At 64.6% G+C, this 26,215-nt stretch carries 25 protein-coding genes; 13 read left to right on the top strand and 12 right to left on the bottom strand.

The window, feature by feature from the left end; translation table 11 throughout:
• Positions 1 to 280: 280 nt before the first annotated feature.
• Positions 281 to 1,111: a CPBP family intramembrane glutamic endopeptidase gene (locus OK352_RS15975; RefSeq protein WP_265142493.1), complete on the top strand. Its 831-nt coding sequence runs from the start codon at positions 281 to 283 to the stop codon at positions 1,109 to 1,111.
• Positions 1,112 to 1,119: 8 nt separating this feature from the next.
• Here the strand turns inward: OK352_RS15975 and OK352_RS15970 are convergent, their stop codons facing one another.
• The 4 genes from OK352_RS15970 to rlmC all read right to left on the bottom strand — a co-directional run bounded on the left by OK352_RS15970 (position 1,120) and on the right by rlmC (position 5,875).
• Entirely contained in the window at positions 1,120 to 1,821 is a 702-nt protein-coding gene (locus OK352_RS15970) for a lysoplasmalogenase family protein (protein ID WP_265142492.1), read from the bottom strand.
• A 24-nt stretch (positions 1,822 to 1,845) separates the two neighbouring features.
• Positions 1,846 to 3,018 carry a fatty acid desaturase family protein gene (locus OK352_RS15965; protein ID WP_372338117.1) on the bottom strand — a complete coding sequence of 391 codons (1,173 nt, stop codon included), beginning with the start codon at positions 3,016 to 3,018 and terminating at the stop codon, positions 1,846 to 1,848.
• 125 nt (positions 3,019 to 3,143) lie between these two features.
• The gene (locus OK352_RS15960; protein ID WP_265142490.1) at positions 3,144 to 4,520 is read right to left on the bottom strand and encodes a coiled-coil domain-containing protein; all 1,377 of its coding nucleotides are present in this window, start codon (positions 4,518 to 4,520) and stop codon (positions 3,144 to 3,146) included.
• 224 nt (positions 4,521 to 4,744) lie between these two features.
• Positions 4,745 to 5,875 carry a 23S rRNA (uracil(747)-C(5))-methyltransferase RlmC gene (gene rlmC / locus OK352_RS15955; protein ID WP_265142545.1) on the bottom strand — a complete coding sequence of 377 codons (1,131 nt, stop codon included), beginning with the start codon at positions 5,873 to 5,875 and terminating at the stop codon, positions 4,745 to 4,747.
• A gap of 51 nt (positions 5,876 to 5,926) precedes the next feature.
• On the opposite strand from rlmC, the gene OK352_RS15950 reads away from it, so the two are divergent.
• Entirely contained in the window at positions 5,927 to 7,468 is a 1,542-nt protein-coding gene (locus OK352_RS15950) for an arylsulfotransferase family protein (protein WP_265142489.1), read from the top strand.
• A gap of 5 nt (positions 7,469 to 7,473) precedes the next feature.
• On the opposite strand, the gene OK352_RS15945 is transcribed toward OK352_RS15950, so the two are convergent.
• Together OK352_RS15945 and OK352_RS15940 are read right to left on the bottom strand one after the other, a co-directional pair.
• Complete coding sequence (locus OK352_RS15945; protein ID WP_265142488.1) at positions 7,474 to 7,755, bottom strand: hypothetical protein; 282 nt, start codon at positions 7,753 to 7,755, stop codon at positions 7,474 to 7,476.
• A 111-nt stretch (positions 7,756 to 7,866) separates the two neighbouring features.
• Positions 7,867 to 8,556 (bottom strand): SDR family oxidoreductase, encoded by a 690-nt coding sequence (locus OK352_RS15940; protein WP_265142487.1) that lies wholly within the window; start codon positions 8,554 to 8,556, stop codon positions 7,867 to 7,869.
• Between the two features lie 93 nt (positions 8,557 to 8,649).
• Between OK352_RS15940 and OK352_RS15935 the strand changes: the two genes are divergently transcribed.
• Both OK352_RS15935 and OK352_RS15930 read left to right on the top strand, forming a co-directional pair.
• Positions 8,650 to 9,141, top strand: a complete 492-nt coding sequence (locus tag OK352_RS15935; protein ID WP_265142486.1) for a hypothetical protein — start codon at positions 8,650 to 8,652, stop codon at positions 9,139 to 9,141.
• 16 nt (positions 9,142 to 9,157) lie between these two features.
• Positions 9,158 to 9,886, top strand: coding sequence for an endonuclease/exonuclease/phosphatase family protein (locus tag OK352_RS15930; RefSeq protein WP_265142485.1), 729 nt, complete (start codon positions 9,158 to 9,160; stop codon positions 9,884 to 9,886).
• A gap of 1 nt (position 9,887) precedes the next feature.
• On the opposite strand, the gene OK352_RS15925 is transcribed toward OK352_RS15930, so the two are convergent.
• Positions 9,888 to 10,490, bottom strand: coding sequence for a TetR/AcrR family transcriptional regulator (locus OK352_RS15925; protein WP_265142484.1), 603 nt, complete (start codon positions 10,488 to 10,490; stop codon positions 9,888 to 9,890).
• A 134-nt stretch (positions 10,491 to 10,624) separates the two neighbouring features.
• Here OK352_RS15925 and pdhA point away from each other — a divergent pair, with 134 nt between their 5' ends.
• From pdhA to OK352_RS15910, 3 genes are read left to right on the top strand one after another with little or no spacing between them, the layout of a single operon-like run.
• Positions 10,625 to 11,737 (top strand): pyruvate dehydrogenase (acetyl-transferring) E1 component subunit alpha, encoded by a 1,113-nt coding sequence (pdhA, locus tag OK352_RS15920; RefSeq protein WP_265142483.1) that lies wholly within the window; start codon positions 10,625 to 10,627, stop codon positions 11,735 to 11,737.
• Entirely contained in the window at positions 11,734 to 12,729 is a 996-nt protein-coding gene (locus OK352_RS15915; RefSeq protein ID WP_265142482.1) for an alpha-ketoacid dehydrogenase subunit beta, read from the top strand. The genes pdhA and OK352_RS15915 overlap by 4 nt, the downstream gene beginning before the upstream one ends.
• 6 nt (positions 12,730 to 12,735) lie before the next feature.
• Complete coding sequence (locus OK352_RS15910) at positions 12,736 to 14,094, top strand: dihydrolipoamide acetyltransferase family protein (RefSeq protein ID WP_265142481.1); 1,359 nt, start codon at positions 12,736 to 12,738, stop codon at positions 14,092 to 14,094.
• Between the two features lie 69 nt (positions 14,095 to 14,163).
• Here OK352_RS15910 and ligD read toward each other — a convergent pair whose 3' ends face one another.
• Both ligD and OK352_RS15900 read right to left on the bottom strand, forming a co-directional pair.
• Positions 14,164 to 15,078 (bottom strand): non-homologous end-joining DNA ligase, encoded by a 915-nt coding sequence (gene ligD / locus OK352_RS15905; RefSeq protein ID WP_372338116.1) that lies wholly within the window; start codon positions 15,076 to 15,078, stop codon positions 14,164 to 14,166.
• A gap of 83 nt (positions 15,079 to 15,161) precedes the next feature.
• A complete protein-coding gene (locus OK352_RS15900; protein ID WP_265142480.1) occupies positions 15,162 to 15,869 on the bottom strand; it encodes an SOS response-associated peptidase in 708 nt (235 codons plus the stop codon).
• A gap of 86 nt (positions 15,870 to 15,955) precedes the next feature.
• Here OK352_RS15900 and OK352_RS15895 point away from each other — a divergent pair, with 86 nt between their 5' ends.
• Genes OK352_RS15895 through nadE form a run of 4 tightly spaced genes read left to right on the top strand, consistent with a single transcriptional unit; the run spans position 15,956 to position 22,530 of the window.
• Positions 15,956 to 16,654: a hypothetical protein gene (locus tag OK352_RS15895; protein ID WP_265142479.1), complete on the top strand. Its 699-nt coding sequence runs from the start codon at positions 15,956 to 15,958 to the stop codon at positions 16,652 to 16,654.
• A 9-nt stretch (positions 16,655 to 16,663) separates the two neighbouring features.
• Positions 16,664 to 18,217: a DNA polymerase Y family protein gene (locus tag OK352_RS15890; RefSeq protein ID WP_265142478.1), complete on the top strand. Its 1,554-nt coding sequence runs from the start codon at positions 16,664 to 16,666 to the stop codon at positions 18,215 to 18,217.
• Between the two features lie 14 nt (positions 18,218 to 18,231).
• Complete coding sequence (locus OK352_RS15885) at positions 18,232 to 21,666, top strand: error-prone DNA polymerase (protein WP_265142477.1); 3,435 nt, start codon at positions 18,232 to 18,234, stop codon at positions 21,664 to 21,666.
• A gap of 42 nt (positions 21,667 to 21,708) precedes the next feature.
• Complete coding sequence (nadE, locus tag OK352_RS15880) at positions 21,709 to 22,530, top strand: ammonia-dependent NAD(+) synthetase (protein ID WP_265142476.1); 822 nt, start codon at positions 21,709 to 21,711, stop codon at positions 22,528 to 22,530.
• Positions 22,531 to 22,533: 3 nt separating this feature from the next.
• On the opposite strand, the gene OK352_RS15875 is transcribed toward nadE, so the two are convergent.
• The 3 genes from OK352_RS15875 to OK352_RS15865 all read right to left on the bottom strand — a co-directional run bounded on the left by OK352_RS15875 (position 22,534) and on the right by OK352_RS15865 (position 24,623).
• Positions 22,534 to 23,220, bottom strand: a complete 687-nt coding sequence (locus OK352_RS15875) for a hypothetical protein (protein ID WP_265142475.1) — start codon at positions 23,218 to 23,220, stop codon at positions 22,534 to 22,536.
• A gap of 67 nt (positions 23,221 to 23,287) precedes the next feature.
• Positions 23,288 to 23,518 carry a hypothetical protein gene (locus OK352_RS15870; protein WP_265142474.1) on the bottom strand — a complete coding sequence of 77 codons (231 nt, stop codon included), beginning with the start codon at positions 23,516 to 23,518 and terminating at the stop codon, positions 23,288 to 23,290.
• Between the two features lie 97 nt (positions 23,519 to 23,615).
• Positions 23,616 to 24,623: an aldo/keto reductase gene (locus OK352_RS15865; protein WP_265142473.1), complete on the bottom strand. Its 1,008-nt coding sequence runs from the start codon at positions 24,621 to 24,623 to the stop codon at positions 23,616 to 23,618.
• Between the two features lie 338 nt (positions 24,624 to 24,961).
• On the opposite strand from OK352_RS15865, the gene OK352_RS15860 reads away from it, so the two are divergent.
• The gene (locus tag OK352_RS15860) at positions 24,962 to 25,507 is read left to right on the top strand and encodes a single-stranded DNA-binding protein (protein WP_265142472.1); all 546 of its coding nucleotides are present in this window, start codon (positions 24,962 to 24,964) and stop codon (positions 25,505 to 25,507) included.
• A 70-nt stretch (positions 25,508 to 25,577) separates the two neighbouring features.
• Positions 25,578 to 26,069 (top strand): DUF6993 domain-containing protein, encoded by a 492-nt coding sequence (locus tag OK352_RS15855; RefSeq protein WP_265142471.1) that lies wholly within the window; start codon positions 25,578 to 25,580, stop codon positions 26,067 to 26,069.
• The last annotated feature ends 146 nt before the right edge of the window (positions 26,070 to 26,215 follow it).

Genomic DNA, 26,215 nt, shown 5'->3' with positions numbered 1-26,215 from the left:
CGAAACAACGAGGCTTAGATTCAGAATATGACGACGTCGACACGCTCACCGTCTACCTTGTCTGCGTGATTGCAACGATTGTGCGCGTCATCTGGTCGCGCCGGCGTCCGACGGTGACGACGCCGCTCGCGCATCTCATCGAAGACTTGTTTGTGTCCACGCGGCCCGAAGCGCCTTTATCGTTTTCTGGTGGCGGACCGGATGGTATTTCCTGTTCGCCCAGACGCTCGACGGCTGACGGCATTCCAATTCGTCTGCTCAGTGCCGATACGCTGGGGCCATGGCCGAGGCGAGACGCATCGACACCAGGGCGGCGATCGTGCCGGCCGCTCTCATCTGCGCTGCAGCCCCAGCTTTCTTCGTTCTTCAGGTGGCGTGGGCCGGTTGGCTGCTCATCGCGGCGGGTGTGGGCACGGCGGCGCTGAGGGAACGCCGTCGCATCACCGCATCCGGCCCCTCCCTCACCCGTGATCTTGGACTCATCGCTCTCGGCATGCTGATCGTCAGCTCCATCCCGCTGGCCGCGGAACTCGACAACGGGGCGATGCTGCGGTTCACTTTCGCGCTTGGCGGTGCTGTGGCGGTGCCGTATCTGGTGTCGAGATTCCTCTTCCGCGATCGTGCGACCCGATTTCCTTGGCGCACGGGCGAGAAGTGGGGACGCCTGCACTGGGGATGGCTCGCCGCCGTCCTTGTGCTGGGCTGGCTGATTCTGCCGTTCTATTTCATCACGAGCGGCGTCTACATGAACTGGCCCGTCGTGGACACGCCGGAGCTGATCGGGCGTCTGTTCGTCGGCGTCGGCGCCGTCGGGATCTGGGATGAGCTGTTCTTCATCTGCACCGTGTTCACGCTGCTCCGACGCCACCTTCCCGACGGCATTGCCAATATCCTGCAGATGGTGGTCTTCGTGTCGTTCCTGTGGGAGCTCGGATATCAGGCGTGGGGGCCTGTGCTGACGATCCCGTTCGCGCTGCTGCAGGGAGTGATCTTCATGCGCACGCACTCACTGGGGTATGTCGTCACCGTGCATCTGCTGTTCGATGCCGTGGTCTTCTCAGTGCTCGTGCACGCGCACAACCCAGGGATGATCCCGATCTTCCTGCTCTGAATCCCTGCTCACGCGGCCGACAGTCGGTCGGCGGGGTTCGGATGATGGTCCGGGCGGCTCAGCGTCCAGAGGACACCGGCCACGATCAGCCCCTGACCGAGCGCATAAGTTGCCATGACCGCGGGGCTCGTCCACGGAGGCATCGCCGCCGGCAGGAACAGTCGGAAGGCCAGCAGCGAGTCGCTCAGCAGGAAGAATGCGCCGCCGATTGCGACCACTGGCGTGCAGCGCGCCGACAGGGCCGCCGTGCCGCCGAGCACCAGGCCGTAGCAGGCGACGGCGATCAGAAGCCCGCCGACGTGCGGGAAGAGCATGAGCATCATCGCGCCCCACCACGCCGCATAGACAAGAGCCCACAGTGGGACGCGGCGAACACGCGCGTGGCGGCCAAACAACACCATGTAGGCCACGTGCGCGAGTCCGAAGAAGAGCAGCATCATCGGCAGTTCCGGGGCAAACGGGAAGAATGCTCCGGCGGCGTCGCCCAGCCAGGAGAGAACGATTGCAACAACGAGCAGAACTCTCGCGCCGGGGGAGCGCAGCCGACGCGCATGAACGGCCACGGGCAGAAGCAGCAACGGCATCAGAAAGAGCTTCGTCGGCGCCGCAAGGGGACTGGACGCTGCTAAGGCCGCCACGTGTGTGACGGCCATCAGCGCGTACGGGAGCAGGCTCCAGATAATGGAAGAGCGAGGGATGCTGCGGTGCATGGCCCTATCGTAGGGCGGGCGCGGCTATCCGCGCCGGAACTGCGCGGCTGCCGGGCAGTCGAAGGGGTCGCGGGCGGCGAGACCGACGCGATTCAGATAGTCGATGACAATCGCGTAGGAGCGCCAGAGGGTCGTCTCGGTGTATGGAACGCCCAGCGCGTCGCACTGCGTGCGCACGATCGCACGAGCCTTGGACAGATGCGGGCGCGCCATGCTGGGGAAGAGGTGGTGCTCAACCTGGTAGTTGAGCCCGCCGAGAAGCCAGGTGGCCCACCAGCCGCCCGCGATGTTGCGGGAGGTGCGTACCTGCTTCGTGAAGAAGTCCAGCTTGGCGTTCGGCGCGATCACCGGCATCCCCTTGTGGTTGGGAGCGAACGCTGCACCCATGTACACGCCGAAGACGGCGAGCTGTACGCCGAGGAAGGCAAACGCCATGCCGAGCGGCAGGAACAGGAAGATCGGCGTGAGGTACAGCGCGAAACGCGCGGTGATGTAGGTGAGCTCAATCCAACGGCCCTTCACCTTCGGCTCGGTGAGGAGGTGCTTGAGGCTCAGGTAGTGCAGGTTGAGACCCTCGAGGGTCAGCAGCGGAAAGAACAGCCACCCCTGTTTGCGGGTGATGAGACGGCGAAAACCGCGAGCCTCGGCAGCATCCTCTTCAAGGAACGAGATGGTGTCGACGGCAATATCGGGGTCTTTTCCGACCTTGTTCGGGTTCGCGTGGTGCCGCGAGTGCTTCGAGTCCCACCACGAGTAGCTCATGCCGACGCCGAGGCCGGCGAGTACACGGGCGAGCCTGTCGTTCATGGGCCCGGTCTTCAGGATCACCCGGTGTGCTGCCTCGTGGGCGAGGAAGGCGATCTGGGTGAAGAGGATGCCGAGGGCGCCCGCGATGAGCAGTTGGAACCAGCTGTCACCGAGAAGGACGAATCCGGCGATCGCACCGGCGAGACCGAGCGCAAGGGCCGCGCCGACCGTGGCGTAGAACCACGGGGCACGACGGAGGAGCCCCGATTCGCGGGCAACCTGCGAAACCTCTTTGTACGCACGAGCGATGGGCGGGAACGTGTCTGTTCCCGCGTAGGTCTGTCGGACGGGGCCGAGTGTAGACGACGGGTACGGGGTGAGAGTGGGTGAAGAGATAATCACACCTGCCGATCGACGGGGCCGCTGTGCAGCCTGTGGAGCCAAAGGCATCTGCCGATCGCTTAATCGACTCTAACGCGTCCACCATGCAGTGCGAGGCATACTCGATGGATACGCAGACGACGGAGAGCGCGCGGTAAGGAACGGGACGGCGGACTCCGTCGACACGGGAAGCCTCAGTCTTCGACAGCATCCTCGTTCTCGGGCTCGAGCGGAGCCTCGGGAGGTGTCTCGATGACGAAATCCTTGGCGATCGCCGCGGGATCATCCCCCTCTGTGGCGTCGTGGCCGTCACGAGCATCCTCATCATCGGCCTGCTCCGCCTCGGCATCGGCGAGGAGGGCCGCGGAGGCACCACTTTCGGGCCGGATCATCTCGCGAACTTCAGACATGAAACTGGTGAGCTGCTGCTGCTGCCAACGAAGCTCGCGGGTGCGGTCTTCCGCATCGCGGAGCACCGACGTTGAATGCTCAATGACGGTGTCGACGATCTTCTTCGCCTTCACCTGTGCCCGATCGAGCACCTCACGTGCGTGCACCTGGGCATCGGCCTCGATCTGCCCAGCCTGAGCGCGCATAAGCTTCTCATAGTCATCCGCACGGCTCGAGATGCGCTGAGCGTGCTCGAGCGACGACTCCACCTGCTCGTTGGCGTCGGCGGTGATGCGTTCCGCGTGCGCCACTGCCTGATTGTGCAACACGAGGAACTCCTGCTGCGCGTCGTCTTGACGCCGTGTGAGAGTCTCTTCGAACTCCAGCACGCGGGCGTTCATCTCACGAACCTCGCGCTCAGCCTCGGCACGTTGCTCCGTGGTCTCACGCGTGACGAGAGCGCGCAGCGAAGCAGCGCCTTTCTCGGCCTCGGTGCGGATGGCAGCTGCTTCGCGCTCGGCCTGTGCTACCTTTTCGTCGGCGTGGGCTCGTTCGCGTTCGATCCGTGCCTCATGCGCCGTGTACTCGGTGTCCATCTGAAGGCGCACCTGGTCGGCGTCGTGCTCGGCCTGCTGGGTGATGCGCGCCACATCGGCGTCGAGTTCCGCGCGGCGAGAGTTCTCTTGATCGCGTGCGGCGGAAAGCAGACGCTCTGCCTGAATGGTGGCGTTCTGGATGATCGCGTTCGCCTGCTCTTCGGCGACCTTGAGGACCGCTTCGAATTGCTGGCGCGACTGCACCGGATCCTCGTCCTCATCGCCGTCTTCGGTGGCCGGTCGCTCCATCAGCTCAGCGCTGAGGGTCTGCACCTGTTTCTCGGCATCGGCGGCACGCGCCTGCGCGGCGGCGAGCTCGTCTTCCAGCTCGGTCGACGCTGTTGATGTCTCAGTCCGCGCGCGTTCCAGCTCGTCACGATGCCGGACGAGCGCCTCATCCAAAGCGGTAGTCGCGCGCTGCAGACGACCGGCCAAGTCGCTGATCGCCGAGTGAACTTCGTCTTTGTCGTAGCCGCGGAAAGCGACGGTGAACGAAGGCTGCTCGTCGGGACGAGATTGGATGAACGTGTCGAAGAATTCGTCGTTGTCAGAGCCGTTTGTAGCGGAGGCAGAGGAATCTGGCATGGGCGTCACCTTACTGAACGAAGAAAGAACGGGCGATTGGATGGTCTCGCGACGAAGACGCGGCGCGGACGTCACTCCCGCGTCTTCGAGTTTGTCACACCCTGCCGCACTTGTCTCGGGCGCCCGATTTGTCATCGGAGATGCAACAGGGGGCGTGGCGTGCGTGGCGATGCGATCGTGGATGGCATCGGTTGATGTTCGGCGCTCATCGCCGCACGGCACCGTCAGCGACGTTCGAGCAGGACCATCGTCTCGTAATGCCGTGTCTGAGGGAACATGTCGAACAGGCGGGCTTGCACGGGAGCGAGTGCGGGCATCGCCTCAAGATCGCGGGCGAGCGAGACGGCGTTGCAGCTGGAGTAGATGACCGTCTGGACGGCGCTGTCGTCGAGCCAGTGCGCCAGGTCGGTACCGATGCCACGCCGCGGCGGATTCACGATCGCGAGATCGGGAATGTCCGCCGCCCGTGACTCGTGGGCAAAGCGCAGGGCATTGTCGGCGATGAATCGCACATTGCCGATCCCGGCAGCGGTGGCAGTCGCCGTTGCGCTCTCGATCGCTTCTGCACTCACCTCGATGCCTGTCACGTGGCGAGCTCCCGCGGCAACATGGAGAGCGAAACCGCCCACTCCGCAGTAGAGGTCCCACACTGAACGAGGGTTCTTGTGGGCGCACCAGTCGGCAGCCTGTGTGTACAGATGCTCGGCGATCGCCGTGTTCGTCTGGAAGAAGCTCTTGGCGCCGAGCCGCAAATCGATGGTGTTCGTGCGCATGGCAAGTGTGGTCGCCGGAGTCAGCGGAATCTCCGTGTCACCTTCGAGGACCGCTTTATGCTCCGGCTGCAGGTTGACGGAGATCATGCGCGCCCGGGGGAGTGCGCGCTGCAGACCGGGAAGATGCTTGCGAATGCGGCTGAGCGCTTCGCGCGAGCGCAGGACGAACCGCAGCATGAGCTCGCCAGACGGCGCTTCCGTCAACAACACGTATTTGAGCTCTCCGCGCCGGGCCGCGACATCGTACGGCGCGATGCGTGCCTGGCTGATGAAGCAGGCGATGCGGGGAAGAGCATCGCGCAGGCCCGGTTGAAGCACACCGCAGCCGCGCAGATCGACGCCAGACTTCTGGGCGTCGAGAATGCCGAGCGTGGGGGAGTCAACGGTGCCACCGACGGCCATCTTCGCCTTGTTGCGGAACCCGGCCTCTGAGCTTGTGATCGGCGACAGCCATTCCAATCGGCTGTGGGCTGCAAGCAAGGTCTTGCAGTCATGCTGTTTGTCAGCGAGCTGTGCGGAATACTCCGTGCCCATGAGCGTGCACGAACGGCACACGCCAGCATCAAAGTAAGAGCACTGCATCACCACAGAAGTCTACGAGGCTGCTGATGTGGCTGGTGATACTGTCACATCATGAATTCGACAGATCGTACAGAGCAGCCGGCCCTGCGCCGACGTAGTTTCGTCACAATCTCTCTCGCGGCCGTCGGAGGCGCCATCGTGGGCGCGGGTGCCACCTGGGGCGGGTTGCAGCTCGTTCCCGCCCAGAAGCCAGCTGATGAGAAGTCGGATTCTCAGCCATCGGAGGACGATGACGAGATCAAGGTCCACCGCTTCGTCAGCACGGCACTGACACTTCCCGTTGTGAAGGCCTGGGCGACCGATGGCGCACAGCTGAGCCCCGGTTACACATTCCTCAGCCCTCGAGACAGCATTCTCACGGGTGCGATCATCGACAGTTCGGGTGAGCCCATCTGGATTGCGCCGAACGGCGTCGACACCACGGACGTGCGTGTGCAGACATACAAGGGCAAGCCCGTCCTCACCTTCTGGGAAGGGCGCGTCGCGAGCGGCAACGGGCACGGGACCGGTCGGATCCTCGACACGAGCTACACGGAGATCGCGGCCGTGCATGGCGGACACGGCGCGATCCCCGATCTGCATGAATTTCATCTCACTGACCGCGACACTGCTCTCGTCACCACGTATCCCGTGGCGCGCCTTGACCTGTCGAGTGTTGGAGGCCCGACAGACGGGTACGCCTTTGCCTGCCGTGTGCAGGAGATCGACATCGCCACCGGCCGGGTTCTCGTCGACTGGAACATTCTCGATGACATTGCGCTTGACGAGAGCAAGAAACGCATCGACGATGATGACGACACGACGGGAACCTCGCCCGAGAAAGCCTTTGACCCCATCCACGTCAACTCCATCGACGATGACGGTGACCGGCTGCTGATCTCGTGTCGGCACACCTGCGCTCTCTACGCCATTAATCGCACGACGGGCGCGCTTCTCTGGCGTCTGGGCGGCACAAAGAGCGATGTCGAAATGGGCGAGGGAACCGAGTTTTCATGGCAGCACGATGCGCGCTGGCGCGAGAACAGCAGAATCAGCCTCTTCAACAACGCCGGAGTGAAAGGTGACGGAGCCGTGTCATCCGGACTCATTCTCCGCCTCGACGAGGAGGCGATGACAGCAGAACTCGACACGACACTGACCTACGGTGAGTACGAGGGTTATGCGATGGGCAACACCCAGCTGCTTGAGGACGGCCACGCGATGGTCGGCTGGGGCAGCGCCCCCGCGGTCACCGAATTCGACGCCGACGGCACCGCGATCGCGGGATTCACAGAGGTCGGTGCCGGGTCATACCGGGCGTACCGGTTCCCCTGGACCGGTGAGCCGACCACGATCCCGGATCTGGCCACGATGTCCGTCGACGGAACCTCAACGGCATTCATGAGCTGGAACGGGGCGACGCGCGTTGACTCGTGGGCCTTGCTGGCGGGAAGCGACGCGTCCGAATTGTCCTCCGTGGCCACAGCCAAACGGTCAGGGTTCGAGACGGCGATCGAGATTCCGGATGCCAAGACCGCGGCCTTCCTCCAAGTCGAGGCACGAGACGCAGACGGCACTGCCCTCGGCCGATCCCGAGTCGTGGCGACGCGCTGACGGCCTCAGCCGGTCTCAGCCGTGACGAATAGCGACACGGCGTCGTCCAGGGAGTCTGCCGTCCACTGAGCGACCATCTCGTTGATCTCGAGCACGGTGAACCCGGCCTCGGTCTGCTCGATGATGCCGAGCACCGAGGGTGCGTCGTGTTCGTCGAGTCGGCGATCGCTCACACGCCATTCATGGTCGGAAAGCCGGTCCAGGGTGATGTCTCCACGCTCGCGATTCTCAGCCATACGTTCGTACCACGCTTTGTCGAGTGACGCACCGGCGTCAAGCATTGTCACGATGCCCCCTTGCTTCGTTACTGCTTGTGGCTATCTTACCCCGCAGTGAGCGATCGTGCTGGACTCAGATGAACATCTGCAATTTCCGAGCCTGATCGCCGTCGAAACTGCTCAGCGGCCGGGCCGGACCGATAGATCGGTGATCTCGGCATCGCGGGGCAGATCAAGGGCCGTCAGGATGCTGCTGGCCACAGAACCGGGGTCGATGAATCGCTCGGGGACGTACTCTGCGCCCTCCTGATGGTGCACCTTCTGTTGCATCGGTGTTGCGGTGCGCCCCGGATACACCGACGTCACGTGGATGCCGTTTGCGTGCTCTTCAGCCCGCAGCGCGTCGGCAAGCGCCTTCAAGCCGTGCTTTGATGCCGCGTACGCCGACCACTCGGGGTTGGCACGCAGGCCCGCACCGGAGTTGACGAAGACCACGCGGGCACCAGACACCCGCAGGACCGGCAGGAGCAGCCGCGTGAGCTCGGCGGGAGCGAGCAGATTCACCGCGATCTGATGCTGCCAGGAGGCCGGAGTGATGTCGGCGACCGCGCCCAGATCGACAACCCCCGCCGCATGCACGAGCGAGTCGATGCGTTCCGGCAGCTGCTGCTTCGAGAGCGCCCACGAGAGGCGGCCGGGGTTCTCCAGATCACCGACGATCGTCGCGATTCCGGGGAGCTCTGCCGAGAGCTGATTCGCTCGCCCCGCATTGCGCACTACAGCGTAGACCTCGTCGCCGCGGTCGAGAAGAAGACGGGCGAGAGCTGCGCCGATGCCGGAGCCTGCACCGGTGATGACGTGGACGGACATATGCCGATGATCTCACGAACGCCCGGGGCAGCGCTTGAGAGCGGCGGCGGAACCGGGCAAGCTTGACAGCATCCCGAATGGAAGGCATTCCCGATGTCTCTGTCTGCGTCCACGACACGTCGACGCGCCGTCGTGACGGCCGTTGCCGTGATCCTCGTCGCCGTCGCGGTGACAGTCTGGGTCGGCTTCGGTCGCGTCCTGCTGGGGTGGCCTGGAACCATCGGCCAGATCCTCTCAATCACGGTCGCCCCGATCGCCCTCGTGCTTCTAGGTACTGCGGGGCTCTCGCTGTCCGCGGCGATTCAGCGCGGCCACAGCATCCGGCCCGCCCTGGTGGCGCTCGTGCTGGCTGTAGTCTCCGGCATCGGATTTGGCGCCACTGTGCCCGAGATCACGGCGGAGGGCGTGCGCTCGCTCTTGGCGCCCACGGGGGAGGAATGGGCTGTCGAGATGACGATCGCGCTCTGCAATCCGCTGGGGATCGTGTATCTGGGAACCTCGATCGCGACACTCGTCTTCTCACGGTTGGCTGTCAGAGGCCCGAGAGTTGACACCGAATCGGGCCACGAACCCGGCGTAGGCTGAACGCGAGGGAGGTGTCATGAAGGTCATCAGCTACAACCTGCGCAAGAACCGTGCCATCAGCGAGCTCGTGAATCTCATCAGCAGATACGAACCGGATGCTGTCTGCCTGCAGGAAGCGGACACACCCGAGCTCCCGCGTGACATCGGAAACCTGCGCCTCGCCGATTCGACACAGCGAAACCGCCTCGGCCTTGCCATCTACTATCGAGACGACCGCTATGACGCCGTCGACACTCAGGCGTTCGCGCTGAAGAAGTCCATGCACGATCGTGTGCTGCGGCCCGCCTACGAGCGTCTGCTCGGCTCTCGGCTGACCGATCGTGAACTGGGGCGCGACGTCATCGTGGCGTCATTTCATGCGGCTCCGTTGACGGCCCTGAATTCGCTGCGTCGCAATCAAATCCGGACGGCACACGAAGAGCTGCACCGGATGGGCCCGGGCATCCCCACGCTCATGGTGGGGGACTACAACTACCCGGTCTTCAAGAACGGCCTCACCCAGCGCGTGCAGAATCGCGGGTACGACCTCACATTGAGCGACGCGCGAACCTACACACGGTACAAGTTCTTTCGAGGGCACTTCGACTTCGCGACATCGATCGGGCTGGAGATCGGAAACGTGGCGACGCTGCCGCGGGGACTCTCCGACCACATGCCGATCCTCGTGAACTCGACGTACGGGTCTACAGCGCGCCGCGACGATGCCGGCTCGGAGACCGCGGGGACGAACGACTTCGCGATTTGAATCAGCGCGTGAGGCCGAGGGCAGCGAGTGAGGCGCGAGCATGCTCTTCCGCAGCATCCGGAGTCACCGGGTCGAGAAGACCCAGCAGGCGCATCCGGTGGGGCATGCCGAGGAGCAGGGTGAACAGCGCTGGCGCGAGCTGCTCGGCCTCGGGCCCGCGCTCAGTTCGCAGGTGCTCCGCGAGACGCGCGATGTGGCGCTCGTCACCGTTGGAGTGCAGGGTGATTGCCAGCTCCGGGAAGCGCGACGACTCGGCAATGACGAGCTGGTGAAGTCCGATGAGCTCGGCCGAGTGCAGACGCGTGACGATGCGCGTCGCGAGAGTCTCCAGCGTGTCGCCCGGCGGAGGCTCCGTGCTGACTCCACGGGCCAGGCGCTGAACCATCTCGGTGAAAACGGCAGCCTTGTCGCCGAAGTAACTGTAGATCGTGCGCTTGCTCACCCGCGCGGCCTGGGCGAGCTGCTCGATCGTTGTGTTTCCGAATCCGTGCTCGAGGAAGACGGCGAGGGCGGCGTCCAAGATTTGACTGCGGCGTTGAACGCGCTCTGCTGCTGTCGGGCGACCCCTCTTGCGCTCGGGGGTGCGCCGGCTGGATACCGTCATGAGCACTCCTGTTCGTCAGATCGCCAAAGTAGGTGCGGTCGGCGACTCGATGCAATACAATGATACTGGACAGTCTCATTTCGACTGCTCATGGCACGAGGCCCTCTTACAAAGAGAGCCGAAGGGAGATCTTGATGGCCACGCGGACCCCGCGGAAGACGACATCACGCTCGACCACAACGCCCCGCAAGAAGGCTGCTTCCAGCCCGAAGAAGGACTCGAAGCAGCTCATTGACTTCTACCGTCAGATGATGAACATCCGTCGGTTTGAAGAACGGGCGTCGCGCGCGTACACACAAGCGCTGGTCGGCGGATATTGTCACCTGAACCTTGGCGAAGAAGCCGCTGTCGTCGGACTGATGGCAGCCCTCAAGCCAACCGACTACCTCTTTACGAACTATCGCGAGCACGGCTACGCGCTGGCTCGTGACATCGACCCCAACCAGGTGATGGCCGAGCTCTACGGACGCACAGACGGCGTCTCCAAGGGCTGGGGCGGATCCATGCACATGTTCGACATCGAGAAGCGCTTGCTCGGCGGATACGGCATCGTGGGCGGTCAGATCCCGCTGGCGACTGGTGTCGCCTTCGGCATCCAGTATCGCGATGAGAAGGACGTCGTCATGTGCACCATGGGCGACGGCACGACGAACATCGGCGCTTTCCATGAGTCGCTCAACATCGCCGCCCTGTGGAACCTGCCCTGTGTCTTCGTGATCATCAACAACGGCCTCGGCATGGGCACGACCGTTGAGAAGGCCTCAGCCGAACCTGAGCTGCACAAGCGTGCCTCCGCGTACCGCATGGCATCCGAGCGCGTCGACGGTCTCGACCCGACAGCCGTGTTCGAGGCGGCCAAGCGTGCCGTCGCCTCGGCGCGCAAGGGCAAGCCGTTTCTGCTCGAGGTCATGGTCGAGCGTCTCAAGGGGCACTCGGTCGTCGACCCGGCGAAGTACCGTGACCCCAAGGAGGTCGAGAAGCTGAAGCTGAACGACCCGGTTGTCACCTTCGCCGCCCAGCTCAAGAAGGACGGCATTCTCGACGACGACACGATCTCGGCGATCGATGCCGACGCGAAGAAGTACGCCGCGGATGCTGCCAAGTTCGCTGAGGACAGCCCGCACCCCGACGTCTCGACGCTCTTTGACTACACGTACGCGTCGCCCGTTCCGAACGACTCGCGGCGACTGCCGGGTGAGCCGCTCTTCGAACCGGCGCCCTTCCCCACGAACGGAGGCCGCGCATGAGCATCATGACCTATCGCCAGGCGCTGCATGACACCCTGCGCTCTGAGATGCTACGCGATGAAAACGTCTTCCTCATGGGCGAAGAGATCGGCGTGTTCGAGGGATCGTACAAGATCACCGCCGGAATGCTCGAAGAGTTCGGCGAGAAGCGCGTTCGTGACACGCCGATCGCCGAAGAGGGATTCACCGGTGCCGCCATCGGCGCTGCGATGGTCGGGCTGCGCCCGGTCGTCGAAATCATGACGATCAACTTCTCGCTGCTCGCGCTCGATCAGATCGTGAACCACGCGGCGAAGATCTACGGCATGTTCGGTGGCCAGGCCAAGGTACCCATGGTCATCCGGACCCCGGGAGGCGGCGGACAGCAGCTCGGCGCTACGCACTCGCAGAACATCGAGCTGTACTACTCGTTCGTTCCCGGAATGAAGGTCGTCGCGCCGAGCACCCCTGCAGATGCCAAGGCGCTGCTGCTCGCTGCGATCCGCGACGATGACCCGGTGCTGTTCCTCGAGAACCTGGGGCTGTACAACACCAAGGGCGAGGTTCCTGATGGCGATGAGGCCGCCGAGATCGGCAAGGCGAAGGTCACCCGCGAGGGCAAAGACCTCACGCTCATCGGTTACTCGCGCATGGCCACTGTTGCCTCAGCCGTTGCAGAAGAGCTCGCCGAGAGCGAGGGTCTCGACATCGAGGTCGTCGATCTGCGCAGCCTACGTCCGCTTGATCGTGAGACGTTCGTCGAATCGGTGAAGAAGACACATGCCGCCGTCGTCCTCGAAGACGACTGGTTGACGTACGGAATCGGTGCCGAGATCGCAGCCACCATCTCGGATGGTGCCTTCGACTACCTCGACGCCCCTGTTCGCCGCGTGGCGATGGCAGAGGTGCCGATGCCGTATGCGAAGCCCCTTGAGACGGCAGCCCTGCCGTCAGCGGATGACGTGAAGAACGCCATTCGTCAGACACTCGATGCGGTCGGACGCCGCAGGTAAGACGGAATGATGATCGAAATCACAATGCCGCGACTCTCCGACACCATGGAGGAGGGCGCAATTGCCACATGGCACAAGAAGCCGGGGGATGCTGTCGCCGAAGGCGATGTCCTCGTTGAGATCGAGACCGACAAGGCCACGATGGAGTACGAGGCATATGAGGCAGGCACGCTGTCCGAGATCCTCGTCGAGGAGGGCGAGCTCGTCTCGATCGGCACCCCCATCGCCAAGCTCGACGACGGATCAGGCGACTCGGGTAGCGACTCTGACTCCGGATCGTCGACCTCTGAGGTGGACAAGTCCGCGAAGGAGGAGCCTCAGAAGGACGAGTCCGCTGACGCAGCGGCCAAGACGGATGAGAGTCCGTCTGAGGGCGAGAAGACGTCGGATGCTGCGAGCACGCAGTCTTCCGAGACAAAGAGCGCAACGGCGGAGGGCGACGGTGAACGCCGTTTCGCCTCGCCGCTCGTCCGGAAGCTCGCTCGGGACTACAACCTTGACCTGAGCACCGTCGAGGGAACCGGCCCCGGTGGACGCATCATCCGTGCGGACATCGACCCGCTTCTGTCGGAGGCTCCGAGCGAGAAGAAGGCTGAAGCGCCGAAGCCCGAGGCGAAGGCAGCGCCGAAGGACGCTCCTCAGCCGTCGGCAGATGATGAGCGTCGCGGATCGGAGAAGCAGCCGATCAGCAGCATCCGCCGTGTGATCGCGCGCCGCCTCGGTGAGAGCGCCCGTGAGGTTCCGCACTTCTACGTGACGGCCGTCGCCGACGCCGAGGAGCTTGTGACACTGCGAGCATCGCTGAACGAGCAGCTCGTGGCCGCCGACCGGCCGAAGGTGAGCGTGAACGATCTGATCGTGCGCGCGGCAGCTCTCGCGCTGCGGGAACACCCTGAGGTCAACGCATCATACGTGGGCGATGACGCCGACCACACGCTGCGCCACTCGCGCATCAATGTGGGCGTTGCCGTCGCGAGCGAGGTGGGCCTGATGGTTCCGGTGATCGACGATGCCGACACCAAGACGGTCACCCAGCTGGGCGTCGAGACCAAGAAGCTCGCGAAGCTGGCGAACGAGAAGAAGCTCAGCCCGGCGCAGATGTCGGGCGGCACGTTTACGATCAGCAACCTCGGTATGTTCGGCGTTGAGGAGTTCACGGCGATCATCAACCCGCCGGAGGGCGCGATCCTCGCCGTCGGCGGCACCAAGCAGGAGGCCGTCGTCGTGGACGGCGAGGTCGTGGTGCGGCACCGTATGCGGTACACGCTCTCGAGCGACCATCGCATCATCGACGGCGCACTCGCCGCGCAGTTCTTGCAGACGCTCACGCGTCTCATTGAGAACCCGTGGACGATCCTCGCCTGATCGTCAGCGACCATCACACCGCTGGCCGGCCCGTCATCGTGACGGCGTCGGCCAGCGGTGTTTTTGCGTTCACGAGCCGCGCGTAGTCGTCTCGGCGCTCTCGGCAATCTCTGACAGGGGATCGCCGCGTCGCTTCACACGTGTCAACACATCACGGTAGTCCAGCTGCGTCAGGTGAGGGGAGGCCAGCTCGTGCCACGTGCGCGGCGCAGCGACAGTGGGATGAGGGCGCCCACGCAGTGAATACGGTGCCACGGTGGTCTTGCTCGCGTTGTTCTGGCTCCAGTCGATGAACACTTTGCCCGCACGGGCGGAGCGCGTCATCGAGCTGACGATCTGGTCCGGATAGTCCGCTTCGAGCGAGCGGGCGAGCTCGTGCGCCGCGTCCGACACCTGCTGCGACGTCTGCGAGCCGTCGAGCGCGGCATAGAGATGGATTCCCGTGCTTCCGCTTGTGACGGGTACGACGGTCAGCCCCATATCGCGCAGGATGCCATGGGCGAGGCGGGCGACATCGGCGCATTCCCGCATTGTCACGCCGTCGCCGGGATCGAGATCGAGCACCAGCCGATCGGGGTTCTTCTGCCCGCCGCGCGGCCCGAAGCGCCACTGAGGAACGTGGATTTCAAGGGCGGCGAGCTGGCCGAGCCACGTCAGCGTCGCACGGTCGTTCACCAGGGGGTACTGATTGACATGATCGGCATGCCGGATGCTGCGAAGGCGCACCCAGTCGGGGGCACCCTCGCCGATGTCCTTCTGAAAGAACTTCTGCCCTGAACCGTCTTCTCCGACACCGTCTGGCCACCGCTTGCGCGTCGCCGCGCGGTCGCGGCAGTGCGGAATCATGACGGGAGCGATCTCGCTCAGATAGTCGAGGATGTCGCGCTTCGTCGTCCCCGTTGACGGGTACAGCACCTTGTCGAGGTTCGACAGCTGAAGCTGTCGCCCATCGACCTCAACCGTCTGCCTCGTCGAGCTCGCCATACCCTCATGGTGACGTGTGAGTGCCTGTTTTGGCTAGGCATGCGGTGGGTTCATGCCGGGTGAGTGCCTTCGAGATCGCGCTGTCAGAAGAGCGGCTTCACCGGTTCGATCAGCTCGGGACCGTCGGCGTCGCGGCCGATCGGCGCGACTTCGTAGAGGTCGAGCTCGACCTGGCGGGACGTATCGACGGCGGCATCCACCAGTTGCTGATCACCGGAGACCGTGGCGTCGAGCCAGACGTCGCGCATGTGCGCCGGAAGCGTGACGGGAGTACGGTCGTGGATCTCGGCGAGCGGACCCTCGGCCTGCCGGGTGAGGATGGTTGCTGTCAGCATCCAGTCGTCATCAGGAGAGGCGCGCCACCACGAATACAGTCCGGCGAAGGCGAGGGAATGGTCGGGGTCTCTGACAAAGAACGGCGTCTTCGTCTTTCCGACGGTCTTCCACTCGAAGTACCCGCGCGCGGGGATGATGGCGCGCTTCGAGACGACGCTGCTTTTAAACGTCGGCTTTGACGCCGCCGTCTCGCTTCGTGCGTTGAATGTAGGGTATTTGAGCTTCTCTTCGCGTGCCCAACTCGGCAGAAGCGACCAGCGCGCACCCTCGAGACGTCGCACAGGAGCCGCGCCATCGCGGGCGGATTCGAAGACCGTCGCCACGTGCTGCGTCGGCTTGATGTTGAAGCTGTTCCGCCAGTCGGGTGTCCAGTTCTCGGGCTGCTCGCCCGTGACGATGACGAACTCTGTGATGAGCTCGTCAACGGTTTCATCCATGGCAAATCGTCCGCACATGCGTTCAGAGTAGCCTGTCCGTCTGACAGGCAGAAGTCCCGGTCGGCGAGGTTGACTCTGCCGAACAAATATTCGACTATAGCGATATGGAAACAGGTGCGGCACGAGCGTGGGATGCTGTCGATGCATCCGCATCGAGCCGTGCCGAAGTGCTCGCAGAGCTGAACGGCCGCATCCGCAGCATGCAGAAGGCGACGCTCGGCGCGGGAGCCGAGGCGCCCGTTGTTCCCGTCGTCTCCGAACTGCGCGACCTCTTTCCGGGCGGCGGGCTGAGGCCGGGCGGTGTGTACGAGGTGCTGTCGCCGTTGCTGGCCACGATGCTTCTCGCGGAGGCGACGCGCGCGGGCGACTGGGTCGCCGTGGTCGGGATGCCCGATTTCTCGGCCGCCGCAGCGGCATCCGCCGGCGTTGATATCGCGCGTGTGGTGGTGGTTCCGCACCCGGGCGGGCAGGGAATTCGTGTGTCTGCAACGCTCGCCGACGTGATGAGCATCGTCGTCCTCGGTGAGGCGGCGGACGTGGGAGCGGGTGAGGCGCAGCGGTTGGAGGCCAGGCTCCGGCGCACGGGCAGCGTACTGCTTCGGTTGGGGGAGTGGGCGGGAGCCGAAGACCGCCTGGCTGTCGCGGAGCGTCAGTGGAGCGGCATCCGCGCCGGGCACGGCCACCTGGCCGCATGCCAGGTGACTGCGACGGCGCGCGGGCGAGCGGCGGCGCCTCGGCGGGTGACGTTCGTGCTCTCTGAGATGTCAGATGCTCGTGATGGACTCGAACACAGCAACGAATAAGGAGGGCCTGTGACTCAGTCGATGACACGCTCGCTTGTGCTGTGGTTCCCGGGGTGGTCGACAGCGGCAGAGGCGCGGGCGCGCGGTCTCGCACCCGAGAGTCCTCTGGCACTCGTGGTGGGTGGCACCGTCTTCGCGTGCAATGATGCGGCGGCTTCCTGGGGAGTGAAGGCGGGGCAGCGGATGCGGGAGGCACAGGCCGCCTGTCCACAGATCGAGATCCGACCGTACGATATCGACGCCGACTATCGGGCCTTCGAGAGTGTGTTCCAGCATGTCGAGGAACGCGCGCCCGGCGGGCAGATTCTGCAGCCGGGTCTGTGCGTGCTGCGAGTGCGCGGCCCGAGCCGGTATTACGGCGGCGAGCACCGGGCGGCAGAGACACTTGTGGACGCCGTGCGGTCCGTGGGAATCCGTGACATCCGGGCGGGCATCGCCGACGGCATCTTTCCCGCCGAACTCGCCGCCCGGCGAGCGGAGCCGGGGCGGATCGTCGCCATTCCCTCGGAGCAGACGGCACGGTTCGTCGCCGCTGTTCCGATCGACGAGCTGCCCGCCGATGCACTCGCGGGGGCAGGACCGCTTCTGCACCGGCTCGGCATTCATCTCCTCGGAGACTACGCCCGGTTGGACGTCGATCAGGTGCGTGATCGTTTCGGCCCGGATGCTGTGCGTGTGCACCGCCTGGCGAACGGCGATGATCCGCGCATGGTCGTGCCCACGGGAATCACTGTCGAGCATGAGATTCGGCGCGAGTTCGACGAACCACTCGACCGCGTCGATCAGATCGCTTTCAGTCTGCGCGCCGACATCGACGCCCTGGCCGAGCAGGTCACTGCGACGGGGAAGGTGGCGACGAGCATCTCGGTCGAGCTGTGCGACGAGAGCGGCAGGCTCAGCGAGCGACACTGGCTGCATCCCCGGTTCTTCCGGGCCGCAGACATTGTTGATCGTGTGCGCTGGCAGGTGCAGGGCGCACACACGGGAGCCGCGGCGCTGGCGGCGCCGATCGCCGCTGTGCGCATTGCCGTCGTCGGGCTCGATGACCGTGCGCACTACGAAGCGGGGCTGTGGGGCGATGCGGCGGATCAGCGTGTGCACGCACAACTTACGCGTGTGCAGAGCATGGTCGGTCACGCCGAGGTCTGCACGATCGAGCCCGGTGCGGGCCGCCTTCTGCGTGAGCGCCAGCTTCTCGTCCCTTGGGGAGAGAAGCGCAGGGGAGCAGACCGCAGCGGCCAGCCCTGGCCGGGAGCACAGACCGGTGTCGCGCCGAGCCTCGTGCTCGAGAAAGCCGCAGAGGTGACCGTGCTCGACACCGAGGGCGCCGTCGCCTCGATCACTGAACGTGGGACGCTCACAGCGCCCCTGTCTGCGCTCTCCATCGGGGGAACGGTGCGGCTGCTGCGCGGATGGGCCGGCCCCTGGAAGATCGATGTGCGCTGGTGGGACGCCCGGACACATCAGCGGGTTCACCGGTTTCAAGCCGTTGACGACCGCGGTGATGCGTGGATGTTGACCCTACAGAACGGCCGCTGGAGCATCGAGGCGCGGTATGACTGAGATCAGGGGCACACATGGGATGGCATAACCCACCGGTTCCCTGGACCGAGTTCGCGAGGCGCCTCTCAGACGACCCCGACGTCGCTGCCGCCCACGTCGCTGCGGAACGGAACACGAGACAGCAGCCCGAGGGCGACAGTGAGCGCCGCGTGCGGTCGGTGCGGCCGGAAACCGGAGTGCCCTACGCTGAACTGCACGCTCATTCCGCCTACAGCTTTCTCGATGGCGCCAGCATGCCGGAGCAGCTCGTCGACGATGCCGTCGATCTCGGGCTGCCCGGCATGGCGCTCACCGACCACGACGGCTTCTATGGCGCAGTCCGCTTCGCTGAGGCGGCAGCGCTGCACCCAGGCTTCAGGACGGCATTCGGTGCGGAACTCTCGCTCGACCTCTCGCAGCCGCAGAACGGGGAGGCCGACCCGCGGGGGACTCATCTGCTTCTGCTGGCACGCGGGGCAGAGGGGTACCGCCATGTGGCGCGTGCGATTACCGATGCGAACCTCGCAGACGGAGCGCAGAAAGGAAGCCCGCGCTACAGCCTCGACAGCCTCGGCGAACAGCTGTCAGGCCACGTGCATGTGTTGACCGGATGCCGCAAAGGTGCTGTGCGGCAGGCGCTCGAAACCGGCGGTCGCGCTGCCGCAGCACAACAGCTTGACACCCTGACTGCCCTCTTCGGGCAGGACAGCGTCACCGTCGAGCTCTTTTCACGTGGTGAGCCGCTCGACGACGCCCGCAACGATGCGCTCACAGAGCTGGCTGCCGAGCGCCGGCTGCCTGTCGTGGCGACGGGAAACGTGCACTTTGGCCGACCGGAACAGTTCCGCCTTGCCCAGGCGCTTTCCGCGGTGCGCGCCCGTCGCAGTCTGGATGACCTTGAGGGCTGGCTGCCGGCTTCGGGTGACGCCTTCCTGCGCAGCGGCGACGAGATGGCGCGCCGATTCGCCGCGTACCCCGGCGCCGTCGCGCGCAGCGTCGAATTGCTCGATGAGGTTGCGTTCCCCCTGCGCGCCGTCTCCCCGGGGCTTCCCCGGCTTCCCGTGCCAGACGGGCATACGCCGATGAGCTGGCTCCGGCACCTGGTGTGGGAGGGCGCTGCACGCAAATACCCGAATCTCGACCGGGCGAAGACCGAGCGCATCGAGCGCGAACTTCAGGTGATCGAAGAGAAAGATTTCCCCGGATACTTCCTCATCGTGCACGATATCGTCCGATTCGCGCGGTCCCGCGGCATCCTGTGCCAGGGCCGAGGCTCGGCTGCGAACTCTGCCGTGTGCTTCCTCATCGACATCACCGCTGTCGACTCGATCCTCTACGGACTGCCGTTCGAGAGGTTCCTCTCGAGCATGCGCGAGGAAGAGCCCGACATCGATGTCGACTTCGACTCGGGGCGGCGCGAAGAGGTGATCCAGTATGTCTACGAGACGTACGGGCGGTACAACGCGGCGCAGGTCTGCAACGTCATCAGCTACCGCCCCAAGGGAGCCGTGCGTGACATGGCGAAGGCCCTCGGCCACAGCCCCGGGCAGCAGGACGCCTGGAGCACGCAGATCGAGCGCTGGGGAGCCACTGTCGAGGCGCAGGATCACGATATTCCCGAGAATGTTCTCGAGCTCTCCGACCAAGCGCTGAAGCTTCCACGCCATCTGGGCATCCATTCGGGCGGAATGGTGCTCACCGATCGGCCCGTTGGAGAGGTGAGTCCCATCGAGCATGCTCGCATGGAGGGCCGCACCGTGTTGCAGTGGGACAAAGACGACTGCGCCTGGATGGGCCTGGTGAAGTTCGATCTGCTGGGGCTCGGGATGCTGGAAGCGATCCAGCACGTCTTCGATCTGGTCGCTGACTCCTGCGGTGAGCGCTGGGCGCTCGACACGATCCCAAAGGAGGAGCCCGCCGTGTACGACGTGCTCTGCCGCGCCGATACCGTCGGGGTATTCCAAGTGGAGAGTCGTGCGCAGATGGGAATGCTGCCTCGGCTGCAGCCGCGGGAGTTCTACGACCTGGTCGTCGAGGTGGCGCTCGTACGCCCCGGCCCGATCCAGGGCGGCGCAGTGCACCCGTACATCAAGCGGCGCATGCAGCAGCGTGAGTGGGAGCGCCGGAAAGCAGCGGGGGAGGTCTCGGGGGAGTTCACCGTGACATATCTGCATCCCGCACTCGAGCCCGTGCTGAAGCGAACCCTCGGTGTGCCGCTGTTCCAGGAGCAGCTGATGCAGATGGCGATGGCGGTCGGCGGATGTTCCGCAGATGATGCCGATCTGCTGCGGCGTGCGATGGGGTCGAAGCGCGGAACCGAACGTATCGACACGCTGCGCGAGACGCTGTACGCGGGGATGGCAGCGAACGGACTCGTGGGAAAAGAAGCGGATGCCGTGTACGCCAAGATCCAGGCATTCGCGAACTTCGGGTTCGCCGAGAGCCATTCAATCAGCTTTGCCCTTCTTGTCTACGCAAGTGCGTGGCTGCGTCTGCATTACCCCGCGGCGTTTCTCGCGGCACTGCTCAGAGCGCAGCCGATGGGGTTCTACTCGTCGCAGAGCCTCGTTGCGGATGCCCGCAGGCACGGGGTGACGACGCGGCATCCCGACCTGCATCTCTCGCAGATCCATCCAGCACTCGAAGCGATGCCGGGCCCGGCACCGGAGCCACGGGCGGAGTGTGTGGCTCCGGAGCAGCCTCCCGTCGGTCCCTTTGATCCTCGAGCACCAGACGCGCAGGAACAGCATCGTCGTGACGGGGCGTTCGCCGTTCGTCTGGGCCTTGCTGCCGTGCGCGGAGTGGGCGAGGAGACAGCGCAGAGAATCGTTGCCGAGCGCGACGAGAACGGGCCCTTCCGTGACATGTACGATCTGGTGCGCAGAACGGGAGTCAGGACGACGGTGCTGGAATCGCTCGCCGACGCGGGCGCTTTCGACTGCTTGGGGCTTCGCCGTCGAGAGGCCCTGTGGCAGGCCGAGCATGCAGCACAGGAACGCCCGGAACAGCTTGAGGGAACAGCTCTCGCGGTGCAGCCGCCGCTGTTTTCTCTGCTCACTCCGGAAGAGCAGACGGTGTCAGATATTTGGGCGACCGGCATCTCACCTGACGGGCATCCCCTCGAGTTTTTGCGCGCTGAGCTTGCCTCACGAGGCGTGCGCAGCGCTGCTGATCTGCGCTCGGCAGAAACGGGACGTCGCCTTCTCGTCGCGGGTGTTGTGACGCATCGGCAGCGGCCGGCCACGGCACGGAATGTGACATTCCTGAACCTTGAAGATGAGACGGGGCTCGTCAACGTCGTGTGCAGCACCGGTGTCTGGAACCGCTACCGCCGTGTGGCGCGTGAGAGTCCTGCCCTCGTCGTGCGCGGCATGCTCGAAAGATCTCCCGAAGGTGTTGTGAACATCATCGCTGACGGGTTCGAGACGCTGGGGGTTCGGGCCCCCTCACGATCGCGTGATTTTCAATAGCGCGACATCAGTCAGAAACATCCCCTCGGCTACAGTGACATTATGCGTGAAATCCAGGCTCAGATCATCGCCGCCCTCGGCGTCCGGCCCCAGATTGACCCCGCAGAAGAGGTCGAGCGTCGCGTGCGCTTTCTCGACGAGTACCTGACGGCGACCGGGGCGAGAGGACTCGTTCTCGGCATCAGCGGTGGTCAGGACTCGACGCTGGCGGGGCGGCTGTGTCAGCGTGCCGTCGAACGGCGCAGAGCGCGCGGTGTCGAGGCGGAGTTCCTCGCCGTGCGTCTGCCGTACGCTGTTCAGCACGACGAGGACGACGCCCTTCTGGCTCTCGAGTTCATTCGCCCGGATCAGACGGCGGTGCTCGATATCAAGGCCTCCGTCGACGGCGTCGTCGACGAGTTCGCGCGTGCGCTGGGAGAGCCGATCAGCGACTTCAACAAGGGGAATGTCAAGGCACGCGCTCGCATGGTCACTCAGTACGCGCTTGCCGGGCGCGACGGTCGGCTTGTCGTCGGCACTGATCACGCGGCAGAGGCGATCACCGGCTTCTATACGAAGTTCGGCGATGGCGCCGCCGACGTGACTCCTCTTGTCGGGCTGAGCAAACGGCAGGGCGCCGATCTGCTGCGCGCGCTCAATGCGAACGCACGGCTGTACGAGAAAGTGCCGACGGCGGATCTTCTCGACGACGACCCCGGGCAGGCGGATGAAGCGAATCTGGGGCTGACCTACGCGGACATCGACGACTATCTCGAGGGAGAGGACGTGGCTCCCGAGACCGCCGAGCGCATCGAAGCAGCGTTCATGCGCACGCGACACAAACGTACGATGCCGGTTTCACCAGCAGACACGTGGTGGCGGTAGCAGCTACGCGGTCTTCTCGTCATCGTCGGCCGGAGGGGGCACCTGGCGCTTCTTCGCCGCATCGAGCGCCGCAACGTCGTCGATGAGCTTCTGCGTCGTGGCATCCGTGCGGGCCGGGTCCGGCAGATGGGTCGGGGCACCAGCGGCGGAGTCGGCTTTCGCCGTCTGACCGGTGGGAACGGGATCAGCGATGGAGTCCCCGAATGCCCAGCGCTCAAGGTCGCTCTGGAAGATCTTCTTAGCGCGGCCTGGGCGCTCCTGCCAGTCGAGCAGGCGATCCCGGAACTCACCGATCACAGGCGCGAGGTCGGGCTCGTTGCGGGTCGACGCGCGCTTCATCTCGGCGAGCTGGTGGGAGGCCCAATCTGCGGCGATTGATGAGCCCCGTACCGGGAGCAGGCGAACAGTGGTATCCGCCTGGCCGACAGCGCGGTCCGCAAGGACGCGTTCCTGAGGAGTGAGCGCATTCCACACGGTGGCCTCGGTGGCTGCGTCGATGAGTGTGGCGATGGCTGCAGAACGCTGCTCGCGGTCGCGCTGGGCGATGAGGTGTTTGACACCGGAACGGCCGATGGCAGCGGCAATGAGTCCCGACACGATGATTGACACGGCAATGACGACGGCCATGAAGATCGTTGACCGTGTATCCGCGGCCGTCAGCCAGGACATGAAATCGTTCCACCAGTTCATGCGGCAAGAGTAACCCGAAACGGGCCAAATTCCCGCGAGGCGTGCCGTGGTTGCACCGAAGTTTCACTCACCCGAAGCGCAGGCAGTCCACGGCATCGTCAAACCGCCAGAAGCGACCACGCGCAACGAAGCGCGATGCGGCGAGCTGATACCTTTTTGCCTCATAACGGTCGCCCTGCGGAGTGGGAACGCGCTCGATATGTCCGAACACGAATCCGTCGTTTGCGGTGACGCGCCACAGGTAGTCGTTGACGCGAACCGTCACAGCGTGTCGCGTGTCTGCTGCCGTTGTCTGCATTGTTCCTCCCGATGTCGTGGCCGGCCCCATCGTTGATGTGATTCCACGGTAGGGCCGGCCACTGACATTCGGCAGCGACGGCGAGGGGTAAGCGGGTTCAGCGCTTCCCTGTGCCGTCCACGGCGAGCGGCTCGATCGCGTCGAGCTCGTCGGCCGTCAACGCTGGTGCGTCGAGAGCGGCAATGTTCTGCTCGAGCTGCGCGACCGAAGAGGCGCCGATAATCGCAGACGTGATGTTCTTCTGGCGAAGGATCCACGAGAGCGCGAGTTGGGCAAGACTCTGACCGCGACCCGCCGCGATCTCATTCAGTCCGCGAGCACGCTCCAAATACGTGTCGTCGATCTGATCGCCCGAAAGGAACGGGCTTGTGGCGGCGCGTGACCCGTCGGGGATGCTGCCGGCGAGGTAGCGGTCGGTGAGGAGGCCCTGCGACAACGGCGAGAAGACGACGCAGCCCGTACCCGTGCGGTCGAGCACAGGAAAAAGCCCATATTCCACGTGCCGGTTGAACATGCTGTAGGAGGGCTGGTGCAGCACGAGGGGAACCTTGTGCTCGGCAAGGGCTGCCGCTGCAGCATCCGTCTGCTCCGGCGAATAGTTAGAAATGCCGACGTAAAGCGCCTTGCCTGCGTGCACTGCGGAGGCGAGGGCGCCCATCGTCTCTTCGATCGGGGTTTCGGGATCTGGCCTGTGCGAGTAGAACACGTCGACATAGTCGACGTTCATCCGCGCAAGGCTCTGGTCGAGTGATGCGAGCAGGTTCTTGCGGGACCCCCACTCGCCATACGGCCCGGGCCACATGTAATAGCCCGCCTTGCTGGAGATGATGATCTCGTCGCGGTAGGAGGCGAGGTCAGAGGCCAAGATTCGTCCGAAGTTCGACTCAGCGCTGCCCGCGGGCGGGCCATAGTTGTTTGCCAGGTCGAAGTGCGTCACGCCGAGGTCGAACGCGCGCCGGACGATCTGTCGCTGCGTTTCAAGGGGGCGCTCGCCTCCAAAATTGTGCCAGAGCCCGAGAGAGAGCTCGGGGAGTCGAAGACCGGAGCGCCCTGCGCGGCGATAGTGCATGGAGTCGTACCGGGAAGTGTCTGCGATGAACGTCATAGCGCAATGCTAGCGATGCGTTCGGTGACGTGCGGAAGCGACAACCGGTCGGCAGCGGCCAGGGGAAGGCTCGGGAGCGCGGCCCGAGTTCTTGGTGGAACGGCATCGGCATAGCCAGGGATGAGAGGGAGCGGTGTCTTGGCTCGCCCGCTGCCGTGTTTCGTCGTCCACAGACATGGTCTGCAGAACACGGCTCCACAATTCGAGAACGTGCCCTGGCCGAGTTGCTGGCGAGGAGACACACTCGTTGCACGGCTCCGGAGACGACTGATCCGGCACGAGCGTCGTCTCCGGGGCCGCACCGCCCGACCGGACGGTGCACAGCGAGAGGAGCAAACATGGCAGACACGATCACTGTCACCGGCGTCGTCGGGACGGAGCCTCAATTGGGAGATGCGGCGGGAACGCCCGTGTGCAATTTCCGCCTGGCTTCCAGCCTGCGGCGGTACGACAAGCAGACGGGCACATGGTCCGAGTACGGAACCAACTGGTACTCGGTCGGGGCCTACCGATACCTCGGCACCAACGTCGCCGCAAGCGTTCATAAGGGCGATCATGTCGTCGTCACAGGGCGCGTTCGTCTCCGCGAATGGTCAAACCAAGGCGGCAAAGGAATGACCGTCGATATCGATGCGACGTCTGTGGGACACGACCTTTCTTGGGGTACGACAGCGTTCAGTAGGCACAAGGACTCTGACGCGGCGATGCCCCGCACTGACGATGCCGACGAGGGCGAGGATGACGCGTCGTCACCAGTACCCGATTCGGCAACTGGTTCGCTCGTGAGCGACACGGCATCGCCGCTTGCCGAAGCTGCCGCACCGCTCGCGCACAACGGCTGGGGCGATGTCGGTGTGAGAAGCGGCAACCACGACGCCGCGTGAGAGCGGAAGACACTGTCGTCTTCTAGACTCGGTTCCGGCGACACGGTGTCGCCGGAACCGGAGGCCGAGCGTGAGCCGCAGAGGAAATCGGGGAGTCGCCTATGGCGCGATGCTCCTCCTCGTTCTTGGACTCATCGGCTGTGCGCCCGCGGAGGAGCCAGACAACGCTCCGGGCCCGGACGAGACCAGCGGCGCACCGGCGCCGTCGAGCTCAGCAACGCCCAATGCCGCTCCAACGCTGAACCCTGATGGCACGGCCGAAGACAACATCGACTACTTCGATGCCGTCAACGAAGGCGTACTCAACGAGAATTCTGACGCCATGGGGATGGACTTCATCAACGCCCTCGTCGAGGCGGGTTTCGACAAATCTGCGATGGAAGTCACCGAAGACTATTCGACAGTCGGCAACCGTGCCGAGTCCATTCAATTCTCCGTGCGCTGGAAGGATGCCTGTTTGATCGGGCAGAACGGTGACGCCGTCGGGGGATACCATTCTGTCGTGATGCCCGTGCTCGACTCGGGCACCTGCCTCGTCGGTAACACCCGCCCAATCGAATAACCGATCACGTGCTGGGCTGCGCACTCGTCGCAGATACGCAGGGTGAGGCGTTATCCTCGAAGATGCGACGACGCATCGAATGGCCATCTGCGGCCGGGTCGATGGTCGTCGTGCGGCGTGAACAGGCAGTTCGACGCATCACGAGC

Origin of the sequence: Microbacterium sp. MPKO10 (assembly GCF_026107415.2) — a bacterium.
Classification (GTDB): Bacteria; Actinomycetota; Actinomycetes; order Actinomycetales; family Microbacteriaceae; genus Paramicrobacterium.
The sequence above is the reverse complement of the archived record's forward strand: the minus strand, read 5'-3'. Positions and strand labels throughout refer to the sequence as shown.

Coding starts and splice junctions, on each gene's coding strand:
- OK352_RS15975 (WP_265142493.1), top strand. CDS start 281: ATGGCCGAGGCGAGACGCATCGACACCAGGGCGGCGATCGTGCCGGCC.
- OK352_RS15970 (WP_265142492.1), bottom strand. CDS start 1,821: ATGCACCGCAGCATCCCTCGCTCTTCCATTATCTGGAGCCTGCTCCCG.
- OK352_RS15965 (WP_372338117.1), bottom strand. CDS start 3,018: ATGCCTTTGGCTCCACAGGCTGCACAGCGGCCCCGTCGATCGGCAGGT.
- OK352_RS15960 (WP_265142490.1), bottom strand. CDS start 4,520: ATGCCAGATTCCTCTGCCTCCGCTACAAACGGCTCTGACAACGACGAA.
- rlmC (WP_265142545.1), bottom strand. CDS start 5,875: ATGCAGTGCTCTTACTTTGATGCTGGCGTGTGCCGTTCGTGCACGCTC.
- OK352_RS15950 (WP_265142489.1), top strand. CDS start 5,927: ATGAATTCGACAGATCGTACAGAGCAGCCGGCCCTGCGCCGACGTAGT.
- OK352_RS15940 (WP_265142487.1), bottom strand. CDS start 8,556: ATGTCCGTCCACGTCATCACCGGTGCAGGCTCCGGCATCGGCGCAGCT.
- OK352_RS15935 (WP_265142486.1), top strand. CDS start 8,650: ATGTCTCTGTCTGCGTCCACGACACGTCGACGCGCCGTCGTGACGGCC.
- OK352_RS15930 (WP_265142485.1), top strand. CDS start 9,158: ATGAAGGTCATCAGCTACAACCTGCGCAAGAACCGTGCCATCAGCGAG.
- OK352_RS15925 (WP_265142484.1), bottom strand. CDS start 10,490: ATGACGGTATCCAGCCGGCGCACCCCCGAGCGCAAGAGGGGTCGCCCG.
- pdhA (WP_265142483.1), top strand. CDS start 10,625: ATGGCCACGCGGACCCCGCGGAAGACGACATCACGCTCGACCACAACG.
- OK352_RS15915 (WP_265142482.1), top strand. CDS start 11,734: ATGAGCATCATGACCTATCGCCAGGCGCTGCATGACACCCTGCGCTCT.
- OK352_RS15910 (WP_265142481.1), top strand. CDS start 12,736: ATGATGATCGAAATCACAATGCCGCGACTCTCCGACACCATGGAGGAG.
- ligD (WP_372338116.1), bottom strand. CDS start 15,078: ATGGCGAGCTCGACGAGGCAGACGGTTGAGGTCGATGGGCGACAGCTT.
- OK352_RS15900 (WP_265142480.1), bottom strand. CDS start 15,869: ATGTGCGGACGATTTGCCATGGATGAAACCGTTGACGAGCTCATCACA.
- OK352_RS15895 (WP_265142479.1), top strand. CDS start 15,956: ATGGAAACAGGTGCGGCACGAGCGTGGGATGCTGTCGATGCATCCGCA.
- OK352_RS15885 (WP_265142477.1), top strand. CDS start 18,232: ATGGGATGGCATAACCCACCGGTTCCCTGGACCGAGTTCGCGAGGCGC.
- nadE (WP_265142476.1), top strand. CDS start 21,709: ATGCGTGAAATCCAGGCTCAGATCATCGCCGCCCTCGGCGTCCGGCCC.
- OK352_RS15875 (WP_265142475.1), bottom strand. CDS start 23,220: ATGAACTGGTGGAACGATTTCATGTCCTGGCTGACGGCCGCGGATACA.
- OK352_RS15870 (WP_265142474.1), bottom strand. CDS start 23,518: ATGCAGACAACGGCAGCAGACACGCGACACGCTGTGACGGTTCGCGTC.
- OK352_RS15865 (WP_265142473.1), bottom strand. CDS start 24,623: ATGACGTTCATCGCAGACACTTCCCGGTACGACTCCATGCACTATCGC.
- OK352_RS15860 (WP_265142472.1), top strand. CDS start 24,962: ATGGCAGACACGATCACTGTCACCGGCGTCGTCGGGACGGAGCCTCAA.